Source organism: Xylanibacter sp. (genome assembly GCF_057607445.1).
Genome location: NZ_DBLZAX010000006.1, coordinates 164,332 through 179,056, shown reverse-complemented (window position 1 = coordinate 179,056; position 14,725 = coordinate 164,332). Strand labels below are relative to the sequence as shown.

Here is a 14,725-nt window from a genome sequence, read left to right as displayed (position 1 = left end):
TGTAAGACTAATGTTCTGTCGGATTTGCAATCCGACAGCATAGAGTATAAGGATCTGTGATCCGCAACTCATACCGCTTAACCAATGAAAATAAAAAATAATATGCATTCATTTTGCCATGCACTCACCTTGCACTATCTTTGCCGTAATAAACAAAGGTAATGAATATGGTAAAGACGGAATATGAGATAATAACTGGAGAGATGACGGCGCTGCGTGACGACGCACAGAGCGAGCAGCTGCAGCGCTTCTTCAAGACAGGCGAAGGCGAATACGGGCATGGCGACAAGTTCTTGGGCATTAAGGTGCCTGCGACTCGAAGCGTGGCCAGGCGGCACAAGACGGCTGACAACGACACATTAAGGCGGCTCATGCAGTCGGAATGGCACGAGATAAGGCTCTGCGCGCTGCTCATAATGGTTGAGAAGATGAAGAAGGCCGACGACGGAGCGCGCCGCGAACTTACCGACATGTATCTCTCTGTTACAGACCGCATAAACAACTGGGACCTCGTAGACCTTAGTGCGCCGCATATCGTGGGGACCTATCTGCTCGACAAGCCGCGCGACCTGCTCTACACCCTTGCCGGCAGCCCCCTGCTATGGGACAGCCGCATAGCCATGGTGGCCACCTATGCCTTCATAAAGCAGGGCGACCTCGACGACACCTATGCCCTCGCATTGCGCTTCATCAGTCATCAGCATGAGCTTATGCACAAGGCCACGGGCTGGATGCTGCGCGAGGCAGGCAAGCGCGACATGGGCAGACTGAGAGCCTTCGTCATGGAGCATCATGCACAGATGCCGCGCACCATGCTGCGCTATGCCATCGAGAAGTTTCCCGAAGACGAGCGCAAGATGATACTCAGAATGAAGTGAGCCTTAACCCCCAATAGGCTGTTATGCTTTCGGGCTGAAAGCATGAATGCGCAAAATAGATAAAGCTGTGTGCTGTATGATGACCGTCAGGATTGATAAGGCATGCCGCACGCAACGCCAGACAGGCGGATGAACACGGGGCAGACGGCTAATTTGGGTTAAAATGCAAAGTAATGACTAAACCTTTTCTGTCTGCGTGCATCTAAATAAAATGAATGCCGTCAGGTTTGCTGACAAACATGAGGCAACGACTAACTATTTACAAACAACAAACGTTACATTTATACCTAAATTATGAAAAAAGGATTCATCGTGATGGCTCTTGCCGCTACATTCGCGCTTACTGCCGTAACGCCGGCTGAGGGCCAGACAAAGAAAACAAGTCAGACTAAAACAGACAAGAAAGACAACAAGCAGAAAACCTATAAGACGTGGACGTCGTGGGCTGCACATCTCGAGCCTGAGTTCTTCACTACGGCCGAGGCAGTGCGCATAGGCGACAACGTGCTGCTGTATCAGCAGAACACGGGCGGATGGCCGAAGAACATCGACATGGCCAGAAACATGACCGAGGCCGACAAGAAGAAGGCAGAGGCCGACAAGAGCATTGCCAAGTACAGCACGATAGACAACCGCGCCACCTCTACCGAGATAATCTACCTGTCGAAGCTGTATAACGCCACGGGCACAGAGAAGTATAAGGACGCCGTGCTCAGGGGCATGCAGTATCTCTTTGATGCACAGTATGACAACGGCGGCTGGCCGCAGTTTTATCCCTACAACAAGAAGTATCACACGCACATCACATATAACGACGACGCCATGATCAACGTGATGAAGATCATGCGCGACGCAAGTCTGGGCAAGGCTCCATTCGCCTTCTTCCCCGACAGCGTGAAGATGAAGGCCAAGACGGCTCTCGACAAGGGCATCAGCTGCATACTGAAGACGCAGTATGTGCAGAACGGCAAGCCCACGGTGTGGTGTGCGCAGCACGACGAGAAGACCCTGCTGCCTGCCAACGCACGCGCCTTCGAGCTGGCGTCACTCAGCGGACAGGAGTCTGACGACATAGTGCTCTTCCTCATGTCGCTGTCAAAGCCCTCGCCCGAGGTGGTCAACAGCATTGAGGCTGCCGTGGAGTGGTTCCGCCAGAACGAGATAGACGGATACAAGATAGAGAACTTCAAGAACAGCGACGGCAAGAAAGACTGGCGCCTGGTGAAGTGTGCCGAGGGCGAGGTGTCGAAGCCTCTGTGGGCACGCTTCTATACGCTTGAGGACAACCGCCCCTTCTTCTGCGACCGCGACGGCGTGATGAAGTTCGACGTCAGCGAGATAGGCCACGAGCGCCGCACAGGCTACAGCTGGTACAACTCTGAGGCTCTTAAGGTGTTTAAGAAGTATGAGCAGTGGAGCAAGAAATACGGAAAGAACAAGACGGAGGGTAACTGATGAGATATTTTATTTATGCAGACAACCGGCAGCAGGGGCCTTTCTCCGTAAGCGAACTTATGGAGCGCGGCCTCTCTTCGGAGACTCTTGTGTGGGCCGAGGGCATGGAGCAGTGGACTCCGGCCTGGCAGGTGAGGGAACTTAAGGACGCCATGGAGGGCAAGGCGCAGCCCGGCCCCGTGCCTCCGCCCCTGCCGTTTGAGCCGTCGGCACGTGCTGAGAGCGCTTCAGGGCAGGCTGACGGCGGGCGCGACTACCGCACAGACGCATCCGGCAGCGCGGCATATTCGGCCGGGCAGGGCGGAGGCAGCGGCACGTCGGGCAGAGCCGATGCTGCCGAAGAGATAATATATGAGCCTCGCCGCAGGCACATCGGCGGCCGCGTGGCAGGCATAGTGGTGGCCGTTGTCATAGCCTTTGCGCTCACCGTAACCTGTCCTACGCGCGAACAGCACTGCGAAGCCGTGGCAGGCGAGATAAGCGCGGCCATAAGCCAGAGCAACGGCGCGTCGGGCTTCTGGGGCATGTTCAGCAACATATTTGCCTCGGGCGTGGTAAACATGGCCGTAAGCCAGTTTCTGGATGTAGACAACTATTATCTCTTCTCCATAGGTACAATCAACATCGAGGGCAAGTCGAGAGCCGTGTCGTTCGGCATTCTCAACCACGTGTTCACCTTCGACAACGACTATATCAGGGAGGCTCTCAACGAGGAGCGCATGGCCGAGTGATGCCGTTAGTAGCGGCATTATCTGAGTGTACTGAAGCCGAATTTATGTTTTTATTTCGCTGCAGCAGCCATATAAATAATAAATTTTACATAGATAAATTATGTATAACTATGATTTTAATTGAAATAAATAATTATTGTAAATTCACTTTTAATCATCATATTGTTTGAAAGTTTAAGAAAGGAACAAAAGAAATTTTATAATAAATGGGACGATATAATGATGATTTTGACGGTTGTTGTTTAGTTCAATTATTTTATACTATTGCAGGACTGTCCTATGTTGCAAGTATAGTGTTATTAATATTTATGCCTTATCTTTATGCGCATAAGAATGGATTTTTGTATACGCACGCTATACCCATTACTGTTTGTACTGTTCTTTTTGTCATTTATCGAATAAAATTAAGCAAACAAAAGGATAAAATTAAGAAGATAGAATGTGAATACGAAAAGAAAAAATCTGATTTAGAAATAGAATATCAGGAAAAACATAAGGAACTTACAAATAAGATTAGTTGTGAAAGCACAAAACTACAAAATGAGTACAAAGAAAAAAATGATACTCTATTGAAACAAAAAAAGAAAATGAATGTCCTTTTAGTTATAAAAGCTCCATTTAGATATTCTGCTACTTTAGCTGCTGATATGCGTTCTTATGTGTATGATGAGATGTCGTCATATTTAAGATATAAAAGTCATCCTGCGCTTAGTGCTTCTGAGGCTATTAAATCCATGAAAGCTGAAACTAGAGATATTATTATTCAATACAAGGAAATGCTTTATAAATATGAGTTTTTGCTAAAAACATTCCCAGAACTTCAAAAATATGTGGATGATGAAGAAGCTTTACAATCGCTTGACAAAGTAAATAGTTATAACGAATTAGCAGAAAACACGGATCATGCAAGAGATTACTTGTCAGATGAAGAATGGACAAAGTTAAGTGTGGATGAACGGAACCAATTGGCATTAGATAGGTATAAGAAAAGAACTAAATCAAATTGGGAAATTGGTATAGAATATGAAATGTATGTTGATTTTTTGTTAAGGGTTAAATATCATTTTAGTACAATACCTTTCGGAAGTCTTAACGGACTTGATGATTTGGGTCGTGATATAATAGCTACACGCATAGATGCTTCTGGAGCAATATCGACTTATATAATACAATGTAAATATTGGGCAAAAACAAAAGAAGTACATGAGAATGTTATATGTCAAATATTTGGTACTGCGATGGAATATCAGTTAAAACGGAATTTGTTTAAAGAAAATGTAATTCCTGTTATTGCAACTACAACAAGACTTTCTGATATGGCACAAAAATTTGCACAAAAACTTGGTGTACGTGTATGGAACATATCAAAAGGCGAATATCCGATGATAAAGTGCAATATAGGTACAAATGGCGAAAAAATTTATCATTTGCCTTTTGACCAACAGTATTATAGGACTGAAATAAAAAAAGCTGGAGAGTTTTATGCTTGGACTATAAAAGAGGCAACAAGTAAAGGTTTTAGAAGGGCAATGCGCCACATGTATAACTAGAATAACGTAAGACTTATTGTAAAAAAACTTGATAGAATATGAAAAATTTTGTATTGATTTGTATTTGCGTATTGCAAACACAATTATTATTTGCTCAAAGAGATGAATTTGAAGATTTGATTTATCAATTTGATATTTACAAGTATGTAAATAATCTGGATAATAGTAAATCTGATTTGTTTTGGAATGCGGTTTGGAGAAATAATAAGAGATTGAACAAACTATATAAAGCGATAACGCAGGAAAAAACTTCTGCATTAAAAGCACAGAATGATTTATATAATGCAAGTTTATTGAGTAATGAATATTATAGTAATTTATCAATAAACGACGATTATAAATTTGTTGCTGATACTTTAATGAATTACATAGGTATTAAATCTGTATTTCCTGAAGCTGAAATATACATCATAAATAGTGATGCAATAAATGCTTATACCTGCCCTAATGGGAAAATTTATGTAACCACTGGGGCTATAATGTGCGATAGTATATCAGTTGTTGGCATGGTTGGCATATGCGCACACGAGGCTGCACACTTCTTTTTACAGCATTCATTAGATAATGCCTATAGATTCAGAAAGCGAGAAAACAGAAATAAAATTATATCCGGCGTTGTTTCTGCTATAGATGCAACTGCAAATGCTTATGCGCAAGCTAATGGTGCTGTTGGAAATGAATCATGGGATGATGTTAATGAAAGAATGAATAATCTTATAGAAGAAGCAGAAAATGAAGCAGTAAAATATAAATATAAATATTCAAGAGAGCAAGAAATAGAGGCAGACATAATAGCTTTCCGCTATTTGCAATGGCTAGGCTTAGATGAAAAAGAATACATTAACGCTCTTAAAACCATAGGATATGATAATGATAAATTTTACAACGATAAAAGTACGCATCCTACAACAAAATTTAGAGTTAAATTTTTAGAGTATTTAGAGAAACACAAAGAAATAAAATAACTTATTTCTAATTAATTGATAGAATTAACATTATTAGATAATTATGGAATTAAACGAATTGAAGGAGATATGGTTGTCGACATATCCAAATCGTACACATTCAAACGATACACGATGATTCATACGTTATGCAATTGAACTTGCAAAGGTCAATGGTTCCCTTGATTATTCTGAAATGGAGAAAAAAGTATCAGCCCTCGTCGTATTGAGGAATATCAACGTCAATACGAATTTCTGCGAGACGTCCCTTTATACAGTAAATATAAGTAAAAACAAGTATATGTTTGAATAGGAAAATAAACAAAAAGAGTACAGATTTATGCCCCTGTTTATCCTTCCGGCAGCCGTTGCTGCAATGTTTTTCGTGTGAAAAACATGCTTTTTCAGTCATTAAATCCCCCGTCAGCCGCAGAAATTACCAATTGTTAACTGCCTTTCGTTTTTAAACACTTACTTTTGCGCCCCGATATCAACAACTAACAACCGTAAAGTATGATGAAGGACAGTATAGATTTCGGAACAACAAAGGTGTCAAGCCTTTTCAGCAAGCTGCTCATGCCCACGTTGCTCGGCATGGTGTCGTCGGCCCTTTTCGTTATTACCGACGGCATATTCGTTGGCCGCGGCCTTGGCAGCGATGCTCTGGCGGCGGTGAATATCGTTGCGCCGCTGTTTCTTATAAATACCGGCATCGGACTTATGTTCGGCGTGGGCGCGTCGGTGGTGGCGTCTATCCATCTGTCACACGGCAAGCCAAAGACGGCGCGCATAAACGTCACTCAGGCCGTGATAGCCCTCAGCATGCTGGTGGCGGCGTTCAGTGCGCTCATCGTGTGGCGTGCGCCCGGCGTGGCCTGCCTGCTTGGCAGCTCTGAGCGTCTGCTCGCGCCTGCCGTCGAGTATATCTACGGCGCCGTGCCGTTCTTTGTGTTCAGCGCCATGCTCAGCGCCGGAATGTTCTACATAAGGCTCGACGCCTCGCCGCGCTACGCCATGATGTGCAACGTGGTGCCGGCGCTGCTCAACATCGTTCTCGACTATCTTTTTATCTTTGTGTTCCACTGGGGCGTGATAGGCGCAGCCGTGGCCACCAGTCTTGGCTATATAGCCGGTGCCGGCATGGTGCTGTGGTATATGCTGATGATGGGGCGCACCATAAAGCTATGCCGTGTTAAGACCCATCTGCGCAGTCTGCGAATGACGCGCCGCAACGTGGGCTATATGTGCCGTCTGGGCTTCCCGTCGCTGCTCTGCGAGGCGGCCATCGCCACCATGATGTTTGCCGGCAACTATGTGTTCATAGCCTATCTCGGCGAGGACGGCGTGGCGGCCTACAGCATAGCGTGCTATGTGTTCCCGATAATCTTCATGGTGTATAACGCCATAGCGCAGTCGGCTCAGCCCATACTGAGCTACAACTACGGCGCAAGGCTCACCCGGAGGGTAAGCTCTGCCTTGCGCATGGCTCTGTTTACGGCCCTTGGCAGCGGCGTGATGTTTCTGCTGATAATGTATTTCTTCGCGCCGGACATAGTGTCGCTGTTCATTCCGGCAGGCTTTCCTGCCAACACGATAGCCGTGGGCGGCATGCCCCTGTTTGCGCTGGGCTTCGTGCCGTTTGCCGTCAACATCGTGGCCATAGGCTATTGTCAGAGCGTTGAGCGCGACGCTGCCGCCATGTTCATCACGGCCATGCGCGGCTATGTGCTCATGCTGCTGTGCTTCTGGCTGATGCCCAAGCTGTGCGGGGTGAGCGGCATATGGCTCGCCGTGCCTGTGGCGGAGCTGCTTACGTGCGTATTAATCTTTGTGATGTATTTGAGAAATCGGAAATGATTTGCTACCTTTGCGGCTGCCTATGGCTTTATGGCGGCTGCTGCCGCGGTCTGTCGCAGTCCGTGCCGACCTGTCCGTGCTGGATGCAGGTGCATGTGTGCTGACGTGCTGTCAGGCAGCGGTGCCGGCGTAACGGGTGGCTGCGCGCATGACGGCTGAATGCCCGGTGCAGGCCGTTGGCTGTGGGATATTCGGGCAAAAGGCATGCCGAACGATTTTAATACGTGTGATTATGGAAACTTTTGAGGAGTGTCTGTGCCGGCGCAGCGGACTCAGCATGAGCGACGTTGAGGCTCTCAAGGCTCACATGACACGCATGGAGATACTGAAGGGCGACACGCTTGTGCGCAGGGGAGGGCGCAACACTGACATATATATTATAGTGGACGGGATATGGCGCGCGTCGTATGTCAATTCCGACGGCAACGACATAACCCTGTGGTTTGCGTCAAAGGGCGACCTGCTCTTCTCGTCGTGGTGCTTTGTGGGCAACATGCCGTCGATGATAGCGCTCGAGGCCATGAGCGACGGCGTTGTCTATGGCATAAGCCGCAGCGACGCCGAAGACTTCTTCATGTCGTCGGTTGAGGCTGCGCGCATAGGCCGCAGGCTCTATGAGAAAGAGATTTTCGAGATAGAGCGGTGGCTGCTCAGCAGCGGTGCGCCGAGGGCACGCGAGCGATATGAGACTCTGCTGGACGAGAAGGCCGAACTGCTGCAGCACGTGCCGCTGAAATACATCGCCTCGTATCTGTTCATAACGCCCCAGTCGCTCAGCCGCATCAGGGCAGAGATGGCGCGCGGCAGGAAGAAGAGACACTGACTAATGGCGGACATAAACCCATGTAGGCAATTATGCCCCATACGGCTTTATCCTTTATGTGTATTCCTGTGTTCAGCCGTCTTTCAGTTTTCGGTTCCCCTTCTTTCGTCCGTTCCTTCTTGACATAGCCTGCCATTCATGCTGATAACAAGACGAAATACAGCTCAATATAAAGCAAAATGCAGACCTAGTCATAGCGCCTTATGGCGGTTAAAGCGTCAGGCTGCATCACGATGACAGTGCGCCCGCCTGCGGAGATTTATGCCGCAGGCGGGCGCATTTATTTCAGCTGTTTTTCCACGGCTGTTTGACCGTTTTGCAAAAGCTGTCCTTTTGCGCTGCAATATGTGGCATATTGGCGCCCGAAAGGATAGCTTTCGCATCGCCGTTTGCCGCCTTTTGCGCGGTGATGTCTGCCGCCGTCGTGTGGCGGTGCTGCTTGGCAGCATTGCCGGCCGTCTCCGTTGCCGCTTTTTCATGCTAAGAGTCTTGTTTCTGATGTTCACATGATGTTCCCCAAATGTCAGTCTTCCGCACTGCCAGATGCGCCCTTTCAGTGCCGCCGTGGCAGGGTGACATGGGGGCAGAACATGGCAAAAGACAGTGAAGACGGCGTTTTCCGTTTTTTGGGTACATTTATCTGTAAATAATATACCATGCCGCATGCAGGAATATAATAATTTTGTAGCGTCAGAAAAAGGCATGCTCCGCAGCGCTCTTAATTGAGTGACGCCATGCAGGGGCATAAGCCTGAAGAGACAGCAAGAGCAGTTGTTGAACCAAAAAACTATGTAAGTATGAAAAAGTTTCTTTATTATGTCGTTGCGTGTTGCCTTGCCGTATCGCATATCTCGTGCGCCAAGGACAACGGCAGCGACGCCGCCGGCACCACACCGGCAACGCCTGGCGGACAGGCGGACGATGTAATGGTGGTGTATTTCTCGCAGACCGGCACCACCGAGGGCGTGGCTCGCCACATAGCCGACATAACCGGCGCAGGCACATGGCGAATTGAGGCGGCAGAGCCTTACACCGCGGCAGACCTCGACTACAGCAATCCGCAGTCGCGCTCGTCGCTCGAGCAGAACGACCCCGACGCGCGCCCGGAAATCAAGGGCAGCGTGCCCGACCTGAGCAAGTGCCGCACGATATACCTTGGCTACCCCATATGGTGGGGGCAGGCGCCGCGCGTTGTCTACACCTTCGTTGAGAGCTGCAACCTCAGCGGCAAGACCGTAATACCCTTCTGCACGTCAGGCTCGAGCGGCATAGGCTCAAGCGCAACCCTGCTGCAGGCGCTCGCGCCCGGAGCCACATGGACCGCAGGACGCAGGTTTGGCGCAGGCACTCAGCGCAGTGAGGTGGAACAATGGATCAAGTCGATGGAAACCGCAACAGATGAAGACAACAACATAAATTACAGCAAGATGAACATAAAGGTGAACGGCCGCACCCTCACGGCCACAATGGCAGACAACAGCTCGGCAAGAGCGCTGATAGACCTGCTGAAAGAGGGCGACATCGTGATAGACATGAGCGACTACGGCAACTTTGAGAAGGTGGGCAGCCTGGGCCACACGCTGCCGCAGAACAACGAGAACATAACCACGGAGGCTGGCGACCTGATACTGTATCAGGGCAACAATTTCGTTATCTACTACGACACCAACACGTGGAACTTCACGCGTCTGGGCAAGATAGACGGCATGAGTAAGGCAGAGCTTAAAGAACTGCTCGGCAAGGGCAACGTAACAGTAACACTTTCGGCACGCAAGTAAGCGTGCCTTTTTTATTTTCCGCCGCTGTATATCATCTTTGTTATCGCGCCGATCTTGTTCTGTCGGTCGATGGAGAAAGTGCGGCTGTGGGCGTCGATAAACCTGAACAGGCTGAGGGCCATGTCGAGCTGCTGCGTCCTGAACGGCTCGGGGCGGTCGTCGGCCTCGGCATAATACAGCTCGGCAAGCATCTCCATGCGGCTTATGCGCTCCTCCTCGGGATACTTTTCGAACGATGACATTATCTCGTCATGCGTTGCCGTGTGATAAAACTCATACGAGCCGAAGTACTGGCGGAACAGGTCTTCTGCCGTCTTGCGGCGCGCTCCCGCCTCGTTCTTCTCGAGATAGCGCTGAAGCGCCGCCATAAACTCACGTATAAGTCGCGAAATGTAGTCTCTCTGAAGCATGTCTTCCTTTGTTTGTTATGTTTCGATGTCTGCTTTTTCTGATGTCTTTATGCTGCCTAAATGCCGGCAGACTCCTGCACGTAGCCGTACAGCTCCTTGTAGAAGGCGTGGCGAGTCATGGTCTGCACGCTGCCAACTATTATCAGTTTCATGCGTGCGCGGGTTATAGCCACGTTCATGCGGCGCAGGTCTGACAGGAAGCCTATCTGCCCGTCGTCGTTCGAGCGCACGAGCGATATTACGATGATGTCGCGCTCCTGCCCCTGAAATCCGTCAACGGTGTTCACTGTTATGCAGCCGCGGTAGGGCTTGAAGAACTCCGCCTTGCGCACCATGCGGCGCAGAAGCTGCACCTGGGCGCGGTAGGGTGATATTACGCCCACGTCGATATGCTCGTCGGCTATGCGCTGACGGCCAATCTTGGTGAAGTAGTTTTTAAGGGCATCGAGCGTCAGTTCGGCCTCAATCTTGTTTATCCTGCCGAAGCTCTCGCCCACAAATTCCTCCTTAGCGTCGCTCTCCGACGTGTCTATCCATGTTATGGGGTTGTCGTAGTCGAGTATGCCGCGGTACTTAACCTCGGGCGCCGACTCCACGCGTCCGTCATAAAACCAGTTGCTCGAGAAGCGCATTATCTGTTCGTTCATGCGGTATTGCACCGTCAGCAGCGTAACCACCGACGGCTTGCGCGCCACGATGCGCTCCATGAGCGTGGTGCCCAGTCCGCCCTTCAGCGCCGCAATGCTCTTCACCGTGGGCGGAAGCTGACAGTGGTCGCCCGCCAGCACCACGCGCGATGCCCTGCGTATGGCTATCCAGCATGCAGCCTCGAGCGCCTGTGCCGCCTCGTCGATGAACAGCGTGCCGAACTTCTGCCCTGACAACAAGTGGCTCGCGCTGCCCGTAAGTGTTGAGGCGATGACCTTAGCCTCGCCGAAGAGCTGCGAGTTTATCCTCAGTTCGAGTTCCACGGCACGGCTCTTCAGGCGGTCCATCTTCTGGTGCCAGCTGTTGTCGCGGCGCTTGCGCTCCTGCCTCAGCTTGCGTATGGCCTGGCGTATGCTCCACAGCTGCGGATAGTCGGGGTGAGCCTCGAAGCGCCGTTCGTATGTAAACGACAGCATCTTGTCGTTCACCTTCGTCGGGTTGCCTATGCGCAGCACGCTTATTCCGCGGTCTACGAGCCGCTCGCTAATCCAGTCTACAGCCATGTTGCTCTGTGCGCACACCAGCACCTGGCTCTCGCGCCGCAGCGTCTCGTATATGGCTTCAACGAGCGTGGTGGTCTTTCCCGTGCCCGGAGGTCCGTGCACAATGGCCACGTCCTTGGCGCGCAGCACCTTGTTGACAGCCTCCTGCTGCGCCTTGTTGAGCCACGGAAAGCTTATCGGGGCAAAGCTAAGTTCGGCAGCCGGCACGCCCGAATAGAACAGGTCGCGCAGATAGGCAAGGCGGTTGTCGCGTGCGCCTATCACACGGTCTAGAGCCTCGAACATAAGCCGGTAGCTCGTCTCGTCGAAGAACAGCTGCACGCCCAGTCCTTCGGTGGCCTGCAGCTCTGCCACGGGTGCGTTGTCGGGCACGGTGACCACAAGGCGGTCGCCGTCGGCATAGCTCACCGTGCCGGTGAAATTAAAGTATCTTATCGACTTGCCTTCTGTCCCCTCGCTCATGCGGAAGAAGCACACGGGGCGTCCGAACTCGAAGTTGTGCTCAATGTCGGTGTCGGCAGTGCGCACAACCTCAACAGAAAGCTGATTGAGCGAATTGTAGTAGCTGCGCACGAAGCGCAGCGGATGCCACGCGTCGCCACGCTTCACCTTGCGCGCCAGTCCCGTTGTCTCGGTCTGACGGCGGAAGGCCTCTTTCTCGCTGTTGTACTCTATCTCCAACAGCAGGCGTTGCTGGCGCAGGGCCTGAACGGATGATGACTGAATGTTGTTCACAGATGCAAAGTTAATAATTTTCAGTCAACGGCAACGTTTCGGTGCTCATATTTGCGGCAGAAACAGATAAAAGCCACGAGTCCCATGACGACGAAGGGCACGCCCACGAGCGCCGACCAGCGCGGAGTGGCCCCGTGCTCCATTGGCAGGCCGCCGCAGAAGGCCCCGATGGCGTTGCCCAGATTGAACGCCACCTGTATGGCTGCGCCGCCAAGCAGCTCGCCGCCCGGCGCATGCTTAAGTATAAGAAACTGCTGCGGACTGCTCAGGGCAAACAGGCAGCCCGTGCACACCACCATCAGTGCGGCCGATATCCAGCCGTAGCCGGCCAAAAGGAATATCAGAAGCAGCGTGGCTATGGTTATGGTCTGCGTGACGGCGGCCACGTGTCCCGGCCGATGACGGTCGCACAGGCGGCCGCTGATAAGATTGCCCGCCACCATGCCGAAGCCTGCGGCTATCATCAGTGCCGACAGGGCCTCATGAGGAAAGCCTCCAACCGACGTGAGCAGCGGGCTGACGTAGCTGTACCAGCAGAATATGCCGCCGTTGCCCAGCATCGTGGCGGCAAGGATGAGCCAGGGCGCGCCGTGGCGAAGGAAGGCAAACTGATGACGGAAGCCCTCGTCGGGCAGTGCACCCACCGACGCCGGAATCCACTTCCACACATAGTATATCACGATGATGCTGATGAAGATGAGCAGCATGAACGGGAAGCGCCACGATATGTGCGAGCTGAGAGCCGTGGCAAGAGGCACGCCGAAGAGGTTGGCCACGGTCATGCCCGCCACCATTATCGACACGGCACTGGTCTTGTGCGCCTCGTCGGCCAGCTTTACTGCCACGATGGACGCCACGCCGAAATAGGCGCCGTGGGGCAGACCTGAGATGAAACGGGCCACGACAAGCATGACGAAGCTCTGCGCCATGGCCGAGAGCGCAGCCCCGAAGAGGATGAGGCCGGCAAGAAACAGCAGCAGGCGCTTTAGCGGATACTTGTGGAACGCCACCAGCAGAGGGGCGCCGCAGCACACGCCCAGGGCGTAGGCCGATATGCAGTGGCCGGCAGTGGGGATGCTGACATCAAAATAACGCGACACATCGGGCAGGATGCCCATCATGACAAACTCGGCTATGCCCAAGGCAAGTGTGCCGAAGGCCAGAGCCACAAGACTTTTCTTCATTTGCTTAGCTTTGATTATTTATCCTGAAAAACGCATGCAAAGTTAATGCAACCGCATCAAAACGCAAAGCCGCCGCCCCCTCATTTTTGCGCCACGGGCAAAAATCTTGACATAGGCCTAAGCCGCCTGATGGCGTAGGGCGAGAAATGAGATAACCATGAAGGCGCAATGCCGCGTGCCCGTGCCTGCGTATAGGGGCAGCCGCAGACAGCCCAGTACATGCCGCTGGAAGATGCAGCTGAAATGTAAAGATATATTACCGGGCACGGTCGTGCCGCCCAATATGTGCCCTTTCAGGAGCTGAAAGGTGGCCTTTTACAACGCAAAACACGGCCTTTTGCAGTGCAAAAAGCCGTGTTTCATAACATACTGGATATCAAAACATTACGTCGGCTGCCAACAGCGGTGTCGGCGTCAGGTGTTCTTGTCGTTCTTGTTGCCCTTCACTATCTCCGAGGCGTTGATGTATCCGCGGTCGATGGCCTTCACTATCAGGTCGGCAATGTTGCGTGCGCCCAGCTTCACGAAGAGCCGCTTGCGGTGGGCTTCAACCGTGTTTTCAGATATGAAGAGCATGTTGGCTATCTCCTTCGAGGTGTATCCTCCGGCTATCGCCCTCAGTATGTCGGTCTCTCTCTCCGACGGATGCTCTATGCGCTGCGTGTATCTTGATATCTTGCGCTTCACTCCCGGGCAGAAATACTGCTCGCCGCACATCACGGCCGCTATGGCGCTGACCATCTGCATGAAGTCGGTCGACTTGAACAGTATGGCGTTGACGTCCTTGTCGAGCATGCGCCTTAGCAGCCATATCTCCTCATGTATGGTGTTGACTATTATCCTTGCCCCGGCGTGGCGCGAGCGTATCTTGTCGATGAGCTCAAAGCCGTCGATGTCGGGCAGGCCTATGTCTATTATGTATATGTCGAAGCTGTGGCGGCCCATGGCGTCAATCAGGTCGGCCGCACAGCCAAACGTCTCGACGTTTTTGGCGTTGCAGCCCTGCATCAGACTCTTGAATCCCTCAAGAATCAGCGCGTGGTCGTCGACTATTGCAACCGACAGGTCCTGCAGCAAATATTTTTGTGCCTCGTTCATCGGGGCAAAATTATACCATACATTCATATTTGCAATAACGGAAATCCGTGGTTTTTTAAGAAATTTTATGT

12 protein-coding genes are annotated in these 14,725 nt (G+C 51.1%); 8 read left to right on the top strand and 4 right to left on the bottom strand.

Annotated features, from left to right (window positions below; genetic code table 11):
- Positions 1-167: 167 nt before the first annotated feature.
- The 8 genes from ACZMIG_RS06840 (at position 168) to ACZMIG_RS06805 (ending at position 10,016) form a co-directional block, all read left to right on the top strand.
- The gene (locus ACZMIG_RS06840; protein WP_487889341.1) at positions 168-878 is read left to right on the top strand and encodes a DNA alkylation repair protein; all 711 of its coding nucleotides are present in this window, start codon (positions 168-170) and stop codon (positions 876-878) included.
- Positions 879-1,172: 294 nt separating this feature from the next.
- Positions 1,173-2,333, top strand: coding sequence for a pectate lyase (pelA, locus tag ACZMIG_RS06835; protein WP_487889340.1), 1,161 nt, complete (start codon positions 1,173-1,175; stop codon positions 2,331-2,333).
- Positions 2,333-3,064, top strand: coding sequence for a GYF domain-containing protein (locus ACZMIG_RS06830; protein ID WP_482692970.1), 732 nt, complete (start codon positions 2,333-2,335; stop codon positions 3,062-3,064). The genes pelA and ACZMIG_RS06830 overlap by 1 nt, the downstream gene beginning before the upstream one ends.
- Before the next feature lie 206 nt (positions 3,065-3,270).
- A complete protein-coding gene (locus ACZMIG_RS06825) occupies positions 3,271-4,614 on the top strand; it encodes a restriction endonuclease (protein WP_487889339.1) in 1,344 nt (447 codons plus the stop codon).
- Positions 4,615-4,652: 38 nt separating this feature from the next.
- Positions 4,653-5,579, top strand: coding sequence for a M48 family metalloprotease (locus tag ACZMIG_RS06820; RefSeq protein ID WP_487889338.1), 927 nt, complete (start codon positions 4,653-4,655; stop codon positions 5,577-5,579).
- 495 nt (positions 5,580-6,074) lie between these two features.
- On the top strand, positions 6,075-7,415 hold the full coding sequence (locus ACZMIG_RS06815) for an MATE family efflux transporter (protein WP_053397672.1): 1,341 nt from the start codon (positions 6,075-6,077) through the stop codon (positions 7,413-7,415).
- A gap of 232 nt (positions 7,416-7,647) precedes the next feature.
- Positions 7,648-8,238, top strand: a complete 591-nt coding sequence (locus tag ACZMIG_RS06810) for a Crp/Fnr family transcriptional regulator (protein ID WP_021855855.1) — start codon at positions 7,648-7,650, stop codon at positions 8,236-8,238.
- A 797-nt stretch (positions 8,239-9,035) separates the two neighbouring features.
- Positions 9,036-10,016 (top strand): flavodoxin, encoded by a 981-nt coding sequence (locus ACZMIG_RS06805; protein WP_482682280.1) that lies wholly within the window; start codon positions 9,036-9,038, stop codon positions 10,014-10,016.
- Positions 10,017-10,027: 11 nt separating this feature from the next.
- Here ACZMIG_RS06805 and ACZMIG_RS06800 read toward each other — a convergent pair whose 3' ends face one another.
- From ACZMIG_RS06800 to ACZMIG_RS06785, 4 genes are all read right to left on the bottom strand, one after another.
- Entirely contained in the window at positions 10,028-10,426 is a 399-nt protein-coding gene (locus ACZMIG_RS06800; RefSeq protein WP_021855857.1) for a hypothetical protein, read from the bottom strand.
- A gap of 56 nt (positions 10,427-10,482) precedes the next feature.
- Entirely contained in the window at positions 10,483-12,372 is a 1,890-nt protein-coding gene (locus ACZMIG_RS06795) for an AAA domain-containing protein (protein ID WP_487889337.1), read from the bottom strand.
- A 20-nt stretch (positions 12,373-12,392) separates the two neighbouring features.
- Complete coding sequence (locus ACZMIG_RS06790) at positions 12,393-13,556, bottom strand: MFS transporter (protein ID WP_487889336.1); 1,164 nt, start codon at positions 13,554-13,556, stop codon at positions 12,393-12,395.
- Positions 13,557-13,970: 414 nt separating this feature from the next.
- Complete coding sequence (locus ACZMIG_RS06785) at positions 13,971-14,681, bottom strand: response regulator (protein ID WP_021855860.1); 711 nt, start codon at positions 14,679-14,681, stop codon at positions 13,971-13,973.
- Positions 14,682-14,725 lie beyond the last annotated feature (44 nt).

What these genes read in the sequence shown, in the direction of transcription:
- ACZMIG_RS06840 (WP_487889341.1), top strand. Translation starts at nt 168, where the DNA reads ATGGTAAAGACGGAATATGAGATAATAACTGGAGAGATGACGGCGCTG.
- pelA (WP_487889340.1), top strand. Translation starts at nt 1,173, where the DNA reads ATGAAAAAAGGATTCATCGTGATGGCTCTTGCCGCTACATTCGCGCTT.
- ACZMIG_RS06830 (WP_482692970.1), top strand. Translation starts at nt 2,333, where the DNA reads ATGAGATATTTTATTTATGCAGACAACCGGCAGCAGGGGCCTTTCTCC.
- ACZMIG_RS06825 (WP_487889339.1), top strand. Translation starts at nt 3,271, where the DNA reads ATGGGACGATATAATGATGATTTTGACGGTTGTTGTTTAGTTCAATTA.
- ACZMIG_RS06820 (WP_487889338.1), top strand. Translation starts at nt 4,653, where the DNA reads ATGAAAAATTTTGTATTGATTTGTATTTGCGTATTGCAAACACAATTA.
- ACZMIG_RS06815 (WP_053397672.1), top strand. Translation starts at nt 6,075, where the DNA reads ATGAAGGACAGTATAGATTTCGGAACAACAAAGGTGTCAAGCCTTTTC.
- ACZMIG_RS06810 (WP_021855855.1), top strand. Translation starts at nt 7,648, where the DNA reads ATGGAAACTTTTGAGGAGTGTCTGTGCCGGCGCAGCGGACTCAGCATG.
- ACZMIG_RS06805 (WP_482682280.1), top strand. Translation starts at nt 9,036, where the DNA reads ATGAAAAAGTTTCTTTATTATGTCGTTGCGTGTTGCCTTGCCGTATCG.
- ACZMIG_RS06800 (WP_021855857.1), bottom strand. Translation starts at nt 10,426, where the DNA reads ATGCTTCAGAGAGACTACATTTCGCGACTTATACGTGAGTTTATGGCG.
- ACZMIG_RS06790 (WP_487889336.1), bottom strand. Translation starts at nt 13,556, where the DNA reads ATGAAGAAAAGTCTTGTGGCTCTGGCCTTCGGCACACTTGCCTTGGGC.
- ACZMIG_RS06785 (WP_021855860.1), bottom strand. Translation starts at nt 14,681, where the DNA reads ATGAATGTATGGTATAATTTTGCCCCGATGAACGAGGCACAAAAATAT.